The organism is Fulverythrobacter fulvus (assembly GCF_037154085.1).
In the GTDB taxonomy this organism is placed as follows: Bacteria; Pseudomonadota; Alphaproteobacteria; order Sphingomonadales; family Sphingomonadaceae; genus Andeanibacterium; species Andeanibacterium fulvum.
The window spans coordinates 504299-518618 of record NZ_JBANRM010000002.1; the positions used below are offsets into that span (position 1 = coordinate 504299).

Genomic DNA, 14320 nt, shown 5'->3' on the forward strand with positions numbered 1-14320 from the left:
GTATACGCCCCCAAAGGATTTGAGGGCTCCCGCCTATGCGGTGAATATGTCCGCTCTACTCACGCCAGGCGGCAGGGTTGCGACTGCCGCGTAACATGCTGACACACGCTTGAAATCCCGATGAAACACAGCCTCGGCCCTGTCTCAATCGCGGCAGGGTGTGGAGCATCGCCTCCGGCGTGCGTCTTCGCGATTGCCCGCGCCTCTCTGGCCGCCTAATCCTGACCCTATGCCCGATAGCCTTTCGATCACGCTCGCCCAGATGAACCAGAATGTCGGTGACATTGCCGCCAATGCGGAGGCGATGCTCAAGGTGCGCGCCGAGGCAGGTAAAACCGATCTGGTGGTATTTCCCGAAATGCACCTGATCGGATATCCGCCCGAGGACCTGATCCTGAAGCCCGCCCTGATCGAGCGCGCGGCGGCGGAAATGGAGCGGCTGGCCCTGTGCACCGGCGACGGCGGCCCGGCCATGCTGGTAGGCAGCGTGTTCGTGCGCGACGGGGCGCTGCATAATGGCGTGGCCCTGCTGGATGGCGGGCGCGTGACCGCCACGCGCTTCAAGCACGAGCTGCCCAATTACGGCACTTTCGATGAAATGCGCTATTTCACGCCCGGCCCCCTGCCGGAGCCGGTGCTGTTCCGCGGCGCGATGCTGGGCCTGCCGATCTGCGAGGACATCTGGCACCCCGACGTATGCCGCCATCTGGCCGACTTCGGCGCGGGCCTGTTCATCTGCGTGAACGGCAGCCCTTACGAGATCGACAAGGACGTGCTGCGTATCGACGAGATCGCCCGTCGCCGCGCGGTCGATACCGGCATTCCCATGGCCTATCTCAACCGCGTGGGCGGGCAGGACGAACTGGTGTTCGACGGGGCGAGCTTCGTCATCAATGGCGACGGTTCGCTGGCCGTGCAGATGCGCGACTGGGAAGAGCAGGTCGTCGAGACGAAGTGGACCAAGATCGCGCGCGGCTGGAACTGCAACCGGGGCGAGCTGGAACCACTGACCGACCAGGCGGAGGAAACCTGGTGCGCCATGGTCCTCGCCCTGCATGACTATGTGGACAAAAACCGCTTCCCCGGCGTGGTGCTGGGCCTTTCGGGCGGGATCGATTCCGCCGTCTGCGCCGCCATCGCGGTGGATGCGCTGGGGGCGGACCGGGTGTGGTGCGTCATGCTGCCCAGCCGCTTCACCAGCCAGGAAAGCCTCGACGATGCGAAGGCCTGTGCCGAGGCGCTGGGCTGCCGCTATTCGATCATTCCGATCCAGCCCGCCGTCGAAGGATTCGACGCGATGCTGGAGGAAAGCTTCGCCGATGCGCAGGTGGATATCACCGAGGAGAATTTGCAATCGCGCATCCGCGGCGTGACGCTGATGGCGCTGTCCAATAAATTCGGGCCGATGCTGGTGACCACCGGCAACAAGAGCGAGATGAGCGTGGGCTATGCCACGATCTATGGCGACATGGCCGGCGGCTACAACCCGCTGAAGGATGCCTACAAGATGACCGTGTTCGGCGTCGCCAAATGGCGCAACACGGCAGTGCCGCGCATCGGGCTGGGCCCGGCGGGCGAAGTGATCCCGCAGCGGATCATCGACAAGCCGCCCAGCGCGGAATTGCGCCCCGACCAGAAGGACGAGGATTCGTTGCCGCCCTATCCGGTACTGGACCGCATCCTGATGGGGCTGGTGGAGCATGAGAAGAGCGTGGACCAGCTTGCCGCCGAAGGGCTGGACCGCGCTACGGTGGAACGGATCGAGCATCTGCTGAACATCGCGGAATACAAGCGCCGCCAGGCCCCGCCGGGCGTGAAGCTGGGCATGCGCAATTTCGGGCGCGACCGGCGCTATCCGATCACGCATAAGTTCCGCAGCAAGTGAGGCTGGCGATGCGGCCCGGCAGTGCCTTCGCCTTCGCCGCCCTGCTCGGCCTTGCCGCCTGCCAGCCCGGCCCGGCGCCCGAGCCTGCTTCGGAGAGCGCTGACGAAAGTGCCCCGGAACGCGCCCCCGAAAGCACTGGCGATGCGCGCGTGCGGGTGGGGCCGATCACCAGTGCGGAAGAGCTTGAGGGCATCTATCGCGTGGCGGATATCGAAGGCATCGATATGGCGGCGCTGGACAGAGGGCTGGCGGTCGAGATTACCCGCGACCGGATCGACGTGCTGGAAAGCTGCGTCAGTTCCGACTGGGCCTATCGCTTCGAAGGGCAGCAACTGATCACCAGCACCATTGAAGACCCCACCTGCCGCCGCGCCGTGTTCCCCGAAGAAGCGGCCATCATGCGCGCTTTCACTGGCGCAAGCCGCGTCAGCCGCACGGCGGCGAACGGAATCCTGTTCGAAGGCAGTGGCGGCAGCGTCACGCTGTTCTCGCAATAGGCGGCCATAGGCGCTAAGCGCCGCGCATGACCGTCACCACCCGTTTCGCCCCGTCGCCCACCGGGCGGCTGCATGTCGGCAATATCCGCACCGCACTCCATAATTGGATGCTGGCGAAGAAGCATGGCGGGCGCTTCCTGCTGCGCATCGACGATACGGACGGGGAGCGCAGCAAAGAGGAATATGTCGAGGCGATCCGCGCCGATCTGGCCTGGCTGGGGCTGGAGCCTGAAGGGGAGGAACGCCAGTCCGAACGCTTCCAGCTCTATCAGATGCAGTTCAACTATCTGGTCGACGAGGGCCGGCTCTATCGCTGCTACGAAACCGCGCAGGAACTGGAACTGAAGCGCAAGGTGCTGCTGGGGCGCGGCCTGCCGCCGATCTATGACCGGGCGGCTCTGGCGCTGACCGAGGCGGACCATGCGGACTATGCCGCCAGGGGCATCGCCCCGCACTGGCGCTTCAAGCTGGACCATTCCGCCGCCATCGAATGGGAAGATGGCATTCGCGGGCCCCAGCATTTCGACCCGGCCCAGCTTTCCGACCCCGTGGTGCGTCGCGCGGATGGATCCTGGCTCTACATGCTGCCCAGCGCGATCGACGATATCGAAATGGGCGTGACCGACGTGCTGCGCGGGGAGGATCATGTCTCTAACACCGCGTTGCAGATCCAGATGTTCGCCGCGCTGGGTGCCGGGCATCCCCGCTTCGCGCATGAGGCGCTGCTGGTGGGGAGCGAGGGCAAATTGTCCAAGCGGCTCGGCTCGCTGGGCGCGGATGCCTTCCGCGAGCGCGGGATCGAGGCGGCGGCTCTGGTGGCGCTCCTCGCCCGGCTGGGCACTTCGCAGCCAGTGGAGCCGATTGCCGATCGCGCCGCGCTGATCGAGAGCTTCGACCTTACGACATTCGGCCGCGCGCCTGCCCGTTTCGACGATGTGGAACTGGAACGGGTGAATGCCGGGATCGTCCACCAGCTCGGCTATGCCGATGTGCAGGATCGCCTGCCCGCCGTCATGGGCGAGGATGCGTGGCTGGCCATCCGCCCGAACCTTACCCACGTGGGCGAGGCGGCGGATTGGTGGCAGGTCGTCACTGGCCCTATCGAGGCGGCGGAGTTCTCGGACGAAGACCGCGCGTTCCTCGCCGAAGCTGCGCGCCTGCTGGCGTGGAGCGAAGACCCGTGGCCCGCGCTGACCGGCGCGCTGAAGGATGCGACCGGGCGCAAGGGCAAGCCGCTGTTCCACCCGCTGCGCCTTGCGCTGACCGGCCGCGATTCCGGGCCGGACATGAAGGCGCTGTTGCCCCTGATCGGGGAAGCCGAAGCTCGCGCCCGGCTGGAACGGGCCGCGCAGGGGTAAGGCGGCAAGCGGGCCATGCCGGGGATCGTCCAGCTCGGGCCACTGGTGATGGCCAGCGACCGGCTGCTGGCGCTGGCCCTGATCATGGCCTTCCTGTTCGGATTCGACCGGATCGCCGCACGCCATGGCCTGCCGACCAGGACCGGCGGGCTGGCGCTGGCGGTGGGTATTGTCGCCGCGCGGCTGGCCTATGTCCTCACTCACACCGATGCCTTTGCCCGGGATTGGGCGTCTGCCTTCGCGCTCTGGCAGGGTGGGTTCACGGGCTGGGCGGGGTTCCTGGGTGCCGGCGCCGTGATCGCTTGGCGAGTGAAGCCGCGGCCCGCGCTGCTGGGTTCGCTGGCGATGCTGGCCGCGATTGCCGCGCTGTGGTTCGCCGGATCGGCCCTGCTGCGCCCGGCGCCTCGACCGATGCCGGAACTGCCGCAACTGGCCGATCTGCAGGGCCGGGTTTTCTTGCCCAAGCAGCTGGAAGGCAGGCCCTATGTGGTCAATCTGTGGGCCACATGGTGCCCGCCCTGCCGCCGCGAGCTGCCGATGCTGGCGGATGAGGCGGGGCGCGCGCAGGTGCCGATCCTGCTGGTCAGCCAGGGCGAGGATAGCCGCATCGTGAACGCCTATCTGGCGCGTCAGGGCATCGAGAGTGACGCCGTGCTGCTGGACCACGCCTCCGGCCTGTCCCGCGCGCTGGACAGCACTGCCTTGCCCACCACTTTCTTCGTGGATGGGCAGGGCCGGATCGTGGAAAGCCATGTGGGCGAGCTATCCCGCGCGGCACTGGCCGACGGGATAGCTCGCATCGCGGATTAGGGCGGATTAGCGCGGATCAGGGCGTCAGAACCCAGCCTGCCAGACCGGCCGCCAGCACCAGCACGGGCGTGACCCATCTGCCCTTGAGCAGCCAGATACCCGCCACGCCGCCCGCGAAGATCGCCAGCGCGGCGGGCAGGTTCGTGATCCGTTGCGCGGTGGCCCAGCCCAGCTGGACCAGCGTTGCGGCGATGATCCCCACCACGCCTGCGGCCACGCCGTTCAGCAGATGGTGCAGCGCCGGGTTCTCCACCACTGCTTCCAGCCGTTCGAACAGGATCATGGAAAAGGCGAAGGCGGGCAGGAACATCCCCGCCGTGGCAGCCAGTGCACCCACGGGCCCACCGGCGACATAGCCCGCGAAAGTGGCGAAGATGACCAGCGGCGCGGGCAGCACGCCCGCCAGCGCCACCCCATCGAGGAAACTGGCATCGGACAGCCAGCCGCGCCCCACTGTGTCGGCCCGCAGATAGGGAATGGCGGTATAGGCGCCGCCGAAGGTCAGCAGCCCGCCCTTTAGCCCGGCGATGAACAGGGCAAGGGCGGTGGGCGGCCCGGCATTGGCGTGAACGGTGACGACTCCGGCCGTTTCGGGCGAATGGAGCAGCCAGCCGAGCACTGCCGCTATCGCAAGCACCAGCCCTGCAAGTGCTTTCCGGCCGGCCAGGGCACAGGCGAGGCCGGAGGCCGCCAGCGGTATCCAGAACGGCACTCCCAGCAAGGTGGCGCCGAAGCTGGCGATGGCCAGCGCCCACAGCAGCCGGTCTTCGAGAATATGCCCGCCGATCCGGTGCACGGCGCGCAGGATGATCGCCAGCACCACGATCTGCACCCCGAACAGGGCCGTGGCGGTGGCCGGGTGGGACACGACCCATTCGGTGTAGAACCAGCCCGCCGCCAGCATCAGGATCAGGCCCGGCAGCATGAAGCCCAGCCCGGCCAGCAACCCGCCGATGCGCCCGCGCGCCATCATGCCCATATGCACGCACAGCTCATGCGCTTCCGGGCCGGGCAATATCTGCATCACCGCCAGCAGGCGATTGAAGCGGGCGGGGGCGATCCAGCGTTCTTCCTCCACCAGCGCGTGGCGGATCATCGCGATCTGTGCGACCGGCCCGCCGAATGCGAGGCAGCCGAAGCGCAGGAACTTGCCGAAAAGCTGCGGCAGAGTGAGGCGAGGGGGCATGGGGTCAGGCATCGTCATGTCAAATACGCTCCGTGCCGCAGGCGCGGCTATAGGAGCGGAACTTGGACGAATGACCGTCTGAACGGGCGTCCGCATTGCCCGTGCGGATTTTCTAGCCGGATCGGGCACGCCGGAAAAGAGGGCAGTGGTTTTCCCTGCCTATAAACGGGCGCCTGTCTGGTTGGGCAGGGGCTGGCCGAACAGGGGGCCTGTGTTTAACAGCGTGGGGATGGAGGACCTCTTTTCCGACAAGTCGATCCGCGATCGGGCCATGAACCGCGAGGAAATCCGGGCTTTGAAGGGGTCGCAGACCTTGATCGGCTGCGATCTGGAAGAAGCGGACCTGTCGCGCCTCGACCTTTCGGGATGGACGTTCCGGCAATGCAACCTGCGCCGGACCGACTTCAGCGGCGCCAGGGTTGATCGCACCAGCTGGCAATCCTGCCGCGGGGCCTTTGCCAGTCTTGTGGGATGCGATCTGTCCGAAGCCTCGTTCGCGGCCTGCGATTTCAACAATGCCTCGATGAAGCGCAGCACGCTCGAGGGTGCGCGGTTCGTCGGCTGCAAGCTCACCGGTGCGGATTTCTCCGAAGTGAAGGCCATCGATCTCCATTTCTCGGAGACACTGCTGGTCAATGCCAGATTGACGGGTCGCTCGTTCAGGAAGGCCAGCCTCCTGCGGGTCGACTTCTCGCAGGCCGACCTGCGCAAATGCGATTTCCGGATGGCGACCTTCGAGGATTGCAGCCTGCGCGAGGCAGTGCTGGACGGGGCGGGTTTCGAAGGCGCGGACCTGCGCGGGGCCGATCTCGGCGGTGTGCGGCTGGGGGATGCGTCCCGTTTTCGCGGCGCCACGATTTCGCGCGAACAGGCCGCGCAGCTCCTCAGCGAGGTTGGCCTGAAGGTCCGCTAGGGTGTGCGGAAGGCTACCGTTTTGCGCGGAGGAGTTTCACCGGCTGCCCGGTGAAACCCTCATTCCCCGTGGCGTTCCAGCTCGTCGCCGGTCAGGCGCACGACGTGGAGCAGGTTGGTGGAGCCAGGCGTGCCGAAGGGGACGCCGGCCAGCATCACCAGCCGCGATCCCGCTTCGCCCATGCCGTGGCGCAGGGCCATGCGCTTGCCCTTGGCCACCATCTCCTCGAAACTGCCGATATCGCGCGTGGCCACTGCATGAGTGCCCCACAGCAGCGCCATCCGGCGTGCGGTCTTGAGCGAGGGGGTCAGCACCATCACCGGTACCGAAGGCCGCTCACGCGAGACGCGGCGGGCAGTGGAGCCCGATCCGGTGAACACCACTACGGCCGAAATCGGCATGGTCTCGGCAATGGTCATGCAGGCGTGGGACAGGGCATCCGCCGTGGTCGGATCGGGCCGCGTGTCATGCATGCGGATGCGCGTGCGATAGCTGGCATCGGCTTCGATCTTGGCGGCGATGCGGTCCATCATCGTCACTGCCTCTTCCGGCCACTGGCCCGCGGCGGTTTCGGCCGAGAGCATCACGGCGTCCGCCCCGTCATAGACCGCATTGGCCACGTCGGACACTTCGGCGCGCGTGGGGGTCGGGTTCTCGATCATGGATTCGAGCATCTGCGTCGCCACGATCACCGGCTTGCCCTGATTGCGCGCGCAGCTGACAATCTGCTTCTGCAGCGGGGGCACGTCTTCCGGGTTCAGTTCCACGCCCAGATCGCCGCGCGCTACCATCACGGCGTCGGACAGTTCGATGATTTCGTCCAGCCGGTCGATCGCGGCGGGCTTTTCGATCTTGGCGCAGAGCGCGCCATGCCCGGCCATGAGCTTGCGCGCTTCGGCCACGTCTTCCGGCCGCTGGACGAAGGACAGGGCGATCCAGTCCGCCCCGTGCTTCACGGCGAAGGCCAGGTCCTTGCGGTCCTTCTCCGTCAGGGCGGGAACGGGCACCACAGCATCGGGCACGTTCACGCCCTTGCGGTCGGAAATCACGCCGCCCACTTCGGCGCTGGTGAGAATCTCGTTCTCGTCGGCCCGGATCACGCGCAGGCGGATCTTGCCGTCGTCGATCAGCAGGCGCTGGCCCTTTTCGAGGATGCCGAACAGTTCCGGATGCGGCAGGCAGACGCGGTTTTCGTCGCCCGGCTCGGGGTTGCGGTCCAGCGTGAAGTGGCTGCCATGGCGGATCACCACCCGGTCGCCCTTGCGGAAAGTGCCCACGCGCAGTTTCGGCCCCTGCAGGTCGCACAGGATCGCGATGGGGTGGGCCAGTTCCTTCTCCAGCGCACGGATCGCCTTGATCGTTTCCTCATGCGTGGCATGGTCGCCATGGCTCATGTTCACGCGGAACGCATCCGCGCCTGCCTGCACCAGACGCCGGAGCATGTCCGGATCGCGGCTGGCCGGGCCGATCGTGGCGAGGATCTTGACCTTGCGGTTGCGGGGCTTGAGCTTGGGCTGTTCGAATTTTGCCATGGGACGGTGCCTATGTCAGAGGCACGGGACATTACAACTACAGCTTTGCGGGAAATATTGATGACCGACGCAACCGATCCGCTCGACACCCTGCCCGATGACGTGGCCGCCGCCGCCTTCCGCCGTCTGGTGCGCCATCTGCGCAAGCGCCACGATGCCCAGAATATCGACCTGATGGGGCTTTCCGGCTTCTGCCGCAATTGCCTGGCCGACTGGATCAACGATGCCGGTGCGGGCCTGTCCAAGCCCGATGCGCGCGCCCTGATCCACGGCATGCCGATGGAAGAATGGAAGGCGAAGTACCAGACCGAGGCGACGCCCGAGCAGATGGCGCGGATGGAAGAGAGCCTGAAGAAGAACGGCGGGACGCACTGAGCCGGTCGGCGGATCTTTCCCATTCTGGGGAGGAATCGGCCAAGCCGCCTTCACCCCTCCGGCGCCGCTCGCTATCAGCGCGGCAACCGATTCTCATTCCAACGGAGCCCCACACAGATGGCCGAAACCACCGATGATCGCCTGCGCCTGCTGATCGAGCGCGTCGAGCGCCTGGAAGAAGAAAAGAAGGGCATCTCCGACGACATCCGCGACGTCTACGCGGAAGCCAAGGCCGTGGGTTACGACGTCAAGATCATGCGCCAGATCGTGCGCCTGCGTAAGATGAAGCCGGACGATCGCCGCGAGATGGACCTTGTGCTGGATACCTATCGCAGCGCGCTGGGCCTCGACTGATCGATCAGCTTGCCAACAGCGCCACCGTCAGGGCGGCGCTGTTGGACAGGGCGTGGGCCAGCATGGCCGCCACCAGCCCGATCCGCATGCGGATGAAGCCCAGCACCAGCCCGGCCCATAATTGCGGCAGCACCAGCGGCAGGGCGAGCGCGGAGAAGCTGGGATAATTGGCCATGTGCACCAGCGCGAAGCCCGCCGCGCCGAGATAGAAGATCGCCGGGAAGCCCGCGTCGAACCAGCCGGGCGTGCGTTGCTTCCTCAGGAAGAACCAGCCGATCGGCATGGCGATCAGCAGGGCAAGAAAGCCCGCCCCTACCGCAACCGGATTCAACCCCTGCGTGCTGCCATAAAGCAGCGCGGCAATGACAAGCGCGCAGGCGAGCAGCCACAGCGCGCGGATGCGGCCGGTCAGCCAGCCGCGGAACAGCATTTCCTCCAGAATCGGCGCGGCCAGTATCACCACCGGGATCATCACCCGCGGCTCCAGCTTGCCGAAGGCGTCGGGCGCGGGCAGGTCGAACAGGCTCTGCCACAGGCCCAGCACGGGCAGCAGCACCAGCAGCAGGCCTGCCACCATCAATGCGGTCAGCACCGCCAGCCGCCGCAGCGCGCCGGGCGCGCGCAGGCCGGTCGGGTCCAGCCGGTGCGGATTGCGCAGCCAGCCCCCCAACTCGCGCAGCATGGTGATGGGCGGGGGATAGGTCGTGTCGGCCGTCACAGGAAATACTCCATCGCCAATGGCTTGGCAGGCGCGAGCGCCGCGTTATCTTCCTCGCATCAATGGCATGTGGGAGTAAACAAAGATGGCAGGCCCCTGGGAGAGTTCGCGCGAGCAAGGGATGATCGTCACCACCACTGCCCTGGTGGAAGGACGTCCGGTAAAGGAATATCTCGGCATCGTGACCGGCGAAGTGATCGTGGGCGCCAATATCTTCCGCGATCTGTTTGCCTCCATCACCGACATCGTCGGCGGGCGTTCCGGCAAATATGAGGAAGTGCTGAGCCGCGCGCGGGACGAGGCGATCGAGGAAATGAAGCAGCAGGCCCTGCAACGCGGCGGCAATGCGGTTGTGGGCGTGGACCTCGATTACGAAGTGCTGGGCTCCAACGGATCGATGCTGATGGTCAGCGCCAGCGGCACGGCGGTGTTGCTCTGACGATCAGCTAAGCCGACAAGTAAAGCGCGCAAGTAAAGCTCACTCATTGCCGCGCGCGCGCCTGTAAGCTAGGAGCGCGCCCACACGGGATTCCGCCCGCCGGAGTCCGCAAGAACACAGACTTCCGAAGGTTCCCATGGCAGGCCATTCCAAATTCAAGAACATCATGCACCGCAAGGGCGCGCAGGATAAGAAGCGCTCCGCGATGTTTTCCAAGCTCAGCCGCGAAATCACTGTCGCGGCCAAGATGGGCATGCCCGATCCGGACATGAACCCGCGCCTGCGCGCCGCCGTCAACGCGGCCAAGGCCCAGTCCATGCCCAAGGACAATATCCAGCGCGCCATCGACAAGGCGAGCAAGGGCGATGGCGAGAATTACGAAGAAGTGCGGTATGAGGGCTATGGCCCGGGCGGCGTTGCCCTGATCGTCGAGGCGCTGACCGACAATCGCAACCGCACCGCCACCAATGTGCGCACGGCCTTCTCGAAGAATGGCGGCAATCTCGGCGCTTCGGGCGCAGTGAGCCACGGCTTCGAACGGCTGGGCCTGATCGAATATCCCGGCAAGGTGGGTGACGAGGAAAAGGTGCTGGAAGCCGCGATCGAAGCGGGCGCCGACGATGTCGAGAGCGACGAGGACAGCCACTCGATCTGGGTGTCGGTCGATTCGCTGCACGAAGTCGCGCGCGAGCTGGAAAAGGTCCTCGGCGAAGCCGAAGGCGTGAAGCTGGCGTGGAAGCCCAGCCTCAAGACCGAGGTGGACGAAGGCACTGCCGCGACCCTGCTCAAGCTGATCGACACGCTGGACGACGACGACGACGTCCAGACCGTGTGGGGCAATTACGAAATTCCCGACGACGTGATGGAAAAGCTGGGCTGATGTGGGGACTGGTCGCCAAGGCGCTGCTTTCCGGCGCCTTGATCGCGGCCATTTCCGAGATCGGCAAGCGCCTGCCGGCCTTTGCCGCGCTGGTAGCTTCCCTGCCGCTCGTCTCGATCCTGGGCATGATCCTGCTGTGGCGGGAACGGCCCGATGCGGAGAACATGGCAGTGCATTCGGCGGCGACCTTCTGGTACGTGCTGCCCTCGCTGCCCATGTTTCTGCTGATCCCGGCCATGCTGCGCGCCGGGCTGCCCTTCTGGCTTTCGCTGCTGGCGGGCTGCGTACTCACCATTGCGCTTTACGGGGCGCTGATGGCGCTTGCCCCGCGCCTTGGCCTGCGGCTCTAGCATGCTGATCCTTGGCCTCGATCCTTCGCTCACCTGCACCGGCTGGGGCGTGGTGCGCAGCGAAGGCTCGCGCCTCAGCCACATCGCCAATGGCCAGATTGCCACCGATGCCAAGGCGCCCTTGCCCGAACGGCTGCTCCACCTGCACGATGCCGTCAGTGCGGTGATCGCCACCTATGCGCCGGACAGGGCGGCAGTGGAGGAGATCTTCGTCAACAAGAACCCGCAATCCACCCTGAAGCTGGCCCATGCGCGCGGCGCCATTCTGGCCGCCTGCGCGCGCGGATCGATCCCCGTGGCCGAACACGCCACAAGGCTGGTGAAGAAGGCCGTGGTCGGCACGGGCGCGGCGGAGAAGCATCAGGTGCAGGCCATGCTCAAGGTGCTGCTGCCCGGCGCGAAAGTGGCGGGCGCCGATGCGGCGGACGCGCTGGCCGTGGCGATTGCCGATGCGCATCTTGGGGGAGGGCGCTGATGTATCTCAATGTGTTCCGCAGCCGCAAAAGCGCGGACATGGACGCCGAAGCCTATGCCGAGGATTCCGCGCGGATGGAGGCGCTGGCGCGCCAGCAGCCCGGCTTCATCGCCTATCGCAGCTATCGCGCCGAGGATGGTGAAACCCTCTCCATGTCCGAATGGGAGAGCGAGGATCACGCCCGCGCCTGGGCCCGCCACGCGGAACACGCCATGGTGCAGGGCCGGGGCCGTGCGGATTATTACGAGAGCTACACCGTCTATTCCTGCCCCGATCCGCGCGTGCGCCATTTCGCGCGCGAAGGCTGAGCGATAAGGCGCGCAGGATCACAATTCCGATATTCGAGGCCTGATATGACGATCCACTTCTACGGCATTCCCAATTGCGACACGGTGAAGAAGGCGCGCACATGGCTCGACGGACAGGGGATCGCCTACACCTTCCATGACTACAAGAAGGAAGGGGGCGATGCCGCGAAGCTGGAAGGCTGGGCGGGGATCGTAGGCTGGGAAAAGCTGCTGAACCGCGCCGGTACGACCTTCCGCAAGCTGCCGGACGAGGCGAAGCAGGATCTCGATACGGCCAAGGCGGTGGCGCTGATGGTGGAGCAGCCCAGCATGATCAAGCGCCCGGTGGTGGAATATTCCGGCGGGCTGTTGGTGGGTTTCAAGGCGGATGAATGGGCGGCTGCGCTAGGGTGAGGCCGCCGGCCGCGTCATCCCGGCGAAAGCCGGGATCGCTGGCGGCTAGGGGCGGCTTCCATGTCTGGGCCGTCGAGGTGTTATGCAGAACGACAGCTGCGCTCTGCCATGACCAATGGAAAACAAGGGCAGCGATCCCGGCTTTCGCCGGGATGACGAGTTGAGGGGCGCCTTCCCCGCCCCTCAGCTCAGATAATAATTCCGCGCCCCCAGCGGTTCGGGCGGTTCCTCGCCCAGATGGGGGGCGAGGCTGATTTCAACCGCGCGGCAGATCGCATCCAGCGGCAGGGCGTTGGGCGTAGTGCCGAAGGGGTGGCTGAGGTCTTCGGTCACTTCGGCAAGGCCGAGGAAGACATAGCCCACGATGCCCACGAAAACCGGCGTCATCCAGCCTGCGGTGCCGACCAGCGCCAGTGGCAGCAGCAGGCAATAGACATAGGTCGTGCGGTAGATCAGCAGGGAATAGACGTAAGGCAGCGGCGTATTGGCGATCCGCTCGCACCCGGCCTGTTGCAGGGCGATATTGGCGAGGCGCTCCTGCAGGGCCTTGGCGCCGAAGCCGTCCATTGCCCCTTGCCGCAGGGCATCGCCCAGATCGGCGGAGATCGCATCCAGCGCGGCGCAGGGCGGGTGGGGGGCATCGGCCAGAACGCCGCCGAATTCCCTTGCCCGTTCGTCATCCTTCAGCTTGCGCAGATTGGCGCGGTGCAGGTGAATGAAGGCACGTGCGGCGCGGATGATGCGGCGCTGGCGTTCCTCGCCCTGCACGAACAGCTGCACTTCGCGCGCCAGGCTGCGCATGTCGGCCAGCAGCCCGCCCCACAGCTTGCGCCCTTCCCACCAGCGGTCATAGGCGGCGTTGTTGCGGAAGCCGAGAAACAGCGAGAGCGCGATACCGAACACGGTAAAGCCCACGGCCTCGATCTGCGGGAAGGCGGCATAGCGGTGGTGCAGCAGCACCATCCCGGCCGAAAATGCCATCAGGCCGAAGATGCGCGGCGCGATCAGCGGCACGATGGAGCCGCGCACGGCGAAGGCCAGTTCCAGCCAGCTCGGCTTGTCGCGCAGGATCATCGTGGGGCTCCCGACATCGCGTTCAGACCGCCCGCGCAGTGACGATGTAATTGAGCGAGAGATCGCCCGACAAATGCAGGCCCTTCATTGGCGAGAAGGAAATACCGCGCGGCTCGCCCATGGTGAGCCCGGCATCGGCGAGCAACTCGCCCAATTCGTCGGGAGTGATGAAATCTTCCCAATGATGGGTGCCCTTGGGAATCAGTCCGACGCCTTCGGCCGCGCTGACCATCAGCAATTGCGATTGCGGCGTGCGGTTGGGAGTGGAGAGCACCATCAGTGCGCCATCCGCCATCCGCTCGGCCAGCTGGCGCACGAACAGCGCCTTGTCCGCCACATGCTCGATCACTTCCATCGCGGTGACGAGGTCGAATTGCCCAAGCCCCAGCGCGCCCAATTCGCCATGGCGATAATCGATCGCCAGCCCGCCGCCCGCCGCATGGGCCTGCGCCGCCGCGATGTTCTGGGCCGCCGCGTCCACGCCCGTGACTGCCGCACCCAGCCGTGCGAGCGGTTCGGCCAGCAGGCCCGCGCCGCAGCCCACATCCAGTGCGCTGCGCCCGGTCAGCGGCTTGAGCGAGGCGGGATCGGCGCCCCAATGCTGGTTCACGGCCTCCCGCAAAAAGCCCAGCCGCACGGGGTTGAGCTTGTGCAGCATGGCGGACGATCCCTTGGGGTTCCACCAGTCCGCCGCCAGCGCGCCGAAATGCTCGGCTTCTTCGGGGCGGATCGTTGCAGATGCGACAGTTGCATTAGGCATGCTGCCCTCCTAA

18 protein-coding genes are annotated in these 14320 nt (G+C 66.0%); 13 read left to right on the top strand and 5 right to left on the bottom strand.

What is annotated here, in order from left to right; all coding sequences use genetic code 11:
- Positions 1-229 precede the first annotated feature (229 nt).
- The 4 genes from WFP36_RS08225 to WFP36_RS08240 are packed head-to-tail and all read left to right on the top strand — an operon-like array spanning position 230 to position 4550.
- Positions 230-1885 (top strand): NAD+ synthase, encoded by a 1656-nt coding sequence (locus tag WFP36_RS08225; protein ID WP_336979547.1) that lies wholly within the window; start codon positions 230-232, stop codon positions 1883-1885.
- 8 nt (positions 1886-1893) lie between these two features.
- A complete protein-coding gene (locus WFP36_RS08230; protein ID WP_336979548.1) occupies positions 1894-2382 on the top strand; it encodes a hypothetical protein in 489 nt (162 codons plus the stop codon).
- Positions 2383-2408: 26 nt separating this feature from the next.
- Positions 2409-3740 carry a glutamate--tRNA ligase gene (gltX, locus tag WFP36_RS08235; RefSeq protein ID WP_336979550.1) on the top strand — a complete coding sequence of 444 codons (1332 nt, stop codon included), beginning with the start codon at positions 2409-2411 and terminating at the stop codon, positions 3738-3740.
- 15 nt (positions 3741-3755) lie between these two features.
- A complete protein-coding gene (locus WFP36_RS08240; protein ID WP_336979552.1) occupies positions 3756-4550 on the top strand; it encodes a TlpA disulfide reductase family protein in 795 nt (264 codons plus the stop codon).
- A gap of 16 nt (positions 4551-4566) precedes the next feature.
- On the opposite strand, the gene chrA is transcribed toward WFP36_RS08240, so the two are convergent.
- Positions 4567-5754, bottom strand: a complete 1188-nt coding sequence (gene chrA / locus WFP36_RS08245; protein ID WP_336979553.1) for a chromate efflux transporter — start codon at positions 5752-5754, stop codon at positions 4567-4569.
- A 211-nt stretch (positions 5755-5965) separates the two neighbouring features.
- On the opposite strand from chrA, the gene WFP36_RS08250 reads away from it, so the two are divergent.
- A complete protein-coding gene (locus WFP36_RS08250) occupies positions 5966-6649 on the top strand; it encodes a pentapeptide repeat-containing protein (RefSeq protein WP_336979555.1) in 684 nt (227 codons plus the stop codon).
- A 59-nt stretch (positions 6650-6708) separates the two neighbouring features.
- Here the strand turns inward: WFP36_RS08250 and pyk are convergent, their stop codons facing one another.
- Positions 6709-8181, bottom strand: a complete 1473-nt coding sequence (gene pyk / locus WFP36_RS08255) for a pyruvate kinase (RefSeq protein WP_336979557.1) — start codon at positions 8179-8181, stop codon at positions 6709-6711.
- Between the two features lie 60 nt (positions 8182-8241).
- On the opposite strand from pyk, the gene WFP36_RS08260 reads away from it, so the two are divergent.
- Both WFP36_RS08260 and WFP36_RS08265 read left to right on the top strand, forming a co-directional pair.
- A complete protein-coding gene (locus tag WFP36_RS08260) occupies positions 8242-8556 on the top strand; it encodes a DUF1244 domain-containing protein (RefSeq protein ID WP_336979559.1) in 315 nt (104 codons plus the stop codon).
- A 117-nt stretch (positions 8557-8673) separates the two neighbouring features.
- Positions 8674-8910: a DUF2312 domain-containing protein gene (locus WFP36_RS08265; protein ID WP_054531130.1), complete on the top strand. Its 237-nt coding sequence runs from the start codon at positions 8674-8676 to the stop codon at positions 8908-8910.
- Between the two features lie 4 nt (positions 8911-8914).
- On the opposite strand, the gene WFP36_RS08270 is transcribed toward WFP36_RS08265, so the two are convergent.
- Positions 8915-9628: a CPBP family intramembrane glutamic endopeptidase gene (locus tag WFP36_RS08270; protein WP_336979561.1), complete on the bottom strand. Its 714-nt coding sequence runs from the start codon at positions 9626-9628 to the stop codon at positions 8915-8917.
- 121 nt (positions 9629-9749) lie between these two features.
- On the opposite strand from WFP36_RS08270, the gene WFP36_RS08275 reads away from it, so the two are divergent.
- The 6 genes from WFP36_RS08275 (at position 9750) to WFP36_RS08300 (ending at position 12473) form a co-directional block, all read left to right on the top strand.
- Complete coding sequence (locus tag WFP36_RS08275; protein WP_336980040.1) at positions 9750-10067, top strand: heavy metal-binding domain-containing protein; 318 nt, start codon at positions 9750-9752, stop codon at positions 10065-10067.
- Positions 10068-10203: 136 nt separating this feature from the next.
- Positions 10204-10947: a YebC/PmpR family DNA-binding transcriptional regulator gene (locus WFP36_RS08280; RefSeq protein WP_336979563.1), complete on the top strand. Its 744-nt coding sequence runs from the start codon at positions 10204-10206 to the stop codon at positions 10945-10947.
- Positions 10947-11297 (top strand): DUF3147 family protein, encoded by a 351-nt coding sequence (locus WFP36_RS08285; RefSeq protein ID WP_336979565.1) that lies wholly within the window; start codon positions 10947-10949, stop codon positions 11295-11297. The genes WFP36_RS08280 and WFP36_RS08285 overlap by 1 nt, the downstream gene beginning before the upstream one ends.
- A 1-nt stretch (position 11298) precedes the next feature.
- Positions 11299-11772 (top strand): crossover junction endodeoxyribonuclease RuvC, encoded by a 474-nt coding sequence (ruvC, locus tag WFP36_RS08290; protein WP_336979567.1) that lies wholly within the window; start codon positions 11299-11301, stop codon positions 11770-11772.
- The gene (locus WFP36_RS08295) at positions 11772-12080 is read left to right on the top strand and encodes an antibiotic biosynthesis monooxygenase family protein (RefSeq protein ID WP_336979569.1); all 309 of its coding nucleotides are present in this window, start codon (positions 11772-11774) and stop codon (positions 12078-12080) included. The genes ruvC and WFP36_RS08295 overlap by 1 nt, the downstream gene beginning before the upstream one ends.
- Positions 12081-12125: 45 nt before the next feature.
- The gene (locus tag WFP36_RS08300; protein WP_336979571.1) at positions 12126-12473 is read left to right on the top strand and encodes an ArsC family reductase; all 348 of its coding nucleotides are present in this window, start codon (positions 12126-12128) and stop codon (positions 12471-12473) included.
- A gap of 183 nt (positions 12474-12656) precedes the next feature.
- Here WFP36_RS08300 and WFP36_RS08305 read toward each other — a convergent pair whose 3' ends face one another.
- Both WFP36_RS08305 and ubiG read right to left on the bottom strand, forming a co-directional pair.
- On the bottom strand, positions 12657-13547 hold the full coding sequence (locus WFP36_RS08305; protein WP_336979572.1) for a bestrophin family protein: 891 nt from the start codon (positions 13545-13547) through the stop codon (positions 12657-12659).
- A 22-nt stretch (positions 13548-13569) separates the two neighbouring features.
- Positions 13570-14307, bottom strand: coding sequence for a bifunctional 2-polyprenyl-6-hydroxyphenol methylase/3-demethylubiquinol 3-O-methyltransferase UbiG (gene ubiG, locus WFP36_RS08310; RefSeq protein ID WP_336979573.1), 738 nt, complete (start codon positions 14305-14307; stop codon positions 13570-13572).
- Between the last annotated feature and the right edge of the window lie 13 nt (positions 14308-14320).

What these genes read in the sequence shown, in the direction of transcription:
- ubiG (WP_336979573.1), bottom strand. Translation starts at nt 14,307, where the DNA reads ATGCCTAATGCAACTGTCGCATCTGCAACGATCCGCCCCGAAGAAGCC.
- WFP36_RS08230 (WP_336979548.1), top strand. Translation starts at nt 1,894, where the DNA reads ATGCGGCCCGGCAGTGCCTTCGCCTTCGCCGCCCTGCTCGGCCTTGCC.
- WFP36_RS08260 (WP_336979559.1), top strand. Translation starts at nt 8,242, where the DNA reads ATGACCGACGCAACCGATCCGCTCGACACCCTGCCCGATGACGTGGCC.
- ruvC (WP_336979567.1), top strand. Translation starts at nt 11,299, where the DNA reads ATGCTGATCCTTGGCCTCGATCCTTCGCTCACCTGCACCGGCTGGGGC.
- WFP36_RS08300 (WP_336979571.1), top strand. Translation starts at nt 12,126, where the DNA reads ATGACGATCCACTTCTACGGCATTCCCAATTGCGACACGGTGAAGAAG.
- WFP36_RS08295 (WP_336979569.1), top strand. Translation starts at nt 11,772, where the DNA reads ATGTATCTCAATGTGTTCCGCAGCCGCAAAAGCGCGGACATGGACGCC.
- WFP36_RS08250 (WP_336979555.1), top strand. Translation starts at nt 5,966, where the DNA reads ATGGAGGACCTCTTTTCCGACAAGTCGATCCGCGATCGGGCCATGAAC.
- WFP36_RS08225 (WP_336979547.1), top strand. Translation starts at nt 230, where the DNA reads ATGCCCGATAGCCTTTCGATCACGCTCGCCCAGATGAACCAGAATGTC.
- WFP36_RS08240 (WP_336979552.1), top strand. Translation starts at nt 3,756, where the DNA reads ATGCCGGGGATCGTCCAGCTCGGGCCACTGGTGATGGCCAGCGACCGG.
- chrA (WP_336979553.1), bottom strand. Translation starts at nt 5,754, where the DNA reads ATGACGATGCCTGACCCCATGCCCCCTCGCCTCACTCTGCCGCAGCTT.
- WFP36_RS08265 (WP_054531130.1), top strand. Translation starts at nt 8,674, where the DNA reads ATGGCCGAAACCACCGATGATCGCCTGCGCCTGCTGATCGAGCGCGTC.
- pyk (WP_336979557.1), bottom strand. Translation starts at nt 8,181, where the DNA reads ATGGCAAAATTCGAACAGCCCAAGCTCAAGCCCCGCAACCGCAAGGTC.
- WFP36_RS08285 (WP_336979565.1), top strand. Translation starts at nt 10,947, where the DNA reads ATGTGGGGACTGGTCGCCAAGGCGCTGCTTTCCGGCGCCTTGATCGCG.
- gltX (WP_336979550.1), top strand. Translation starts at nt 2,409, where the DNA reads ATGACCGTCACCACCCGTTTCGCCCCGTCGCCCACCGGGCGGCTGCAT.
- WFP36_RS08275 (WP_336980040.1), top strand. Translation starts at nt 9,750, where the DNA reads ATGATCGTCACCACCACTGCCCTGGTGGAAGGACGTCCGGTAAAGGAA.
- WFP36_RS08280 (WP_336979563.1), top strand. Translation starts at nt 10,204, where the DNA reads ATGGCAGGCCATTCCAAATTCAAGAACATCATGCACCGCAAGGGCGCG.
- WFP36_RS08305 (WP_336979572.1), bottom strand. Translation starts at nt 13,547, where the DNA reads ATGATCCTGCGCGACAAGCCGAGCTGGCTGGAACTGGCCTTCGCCGTG.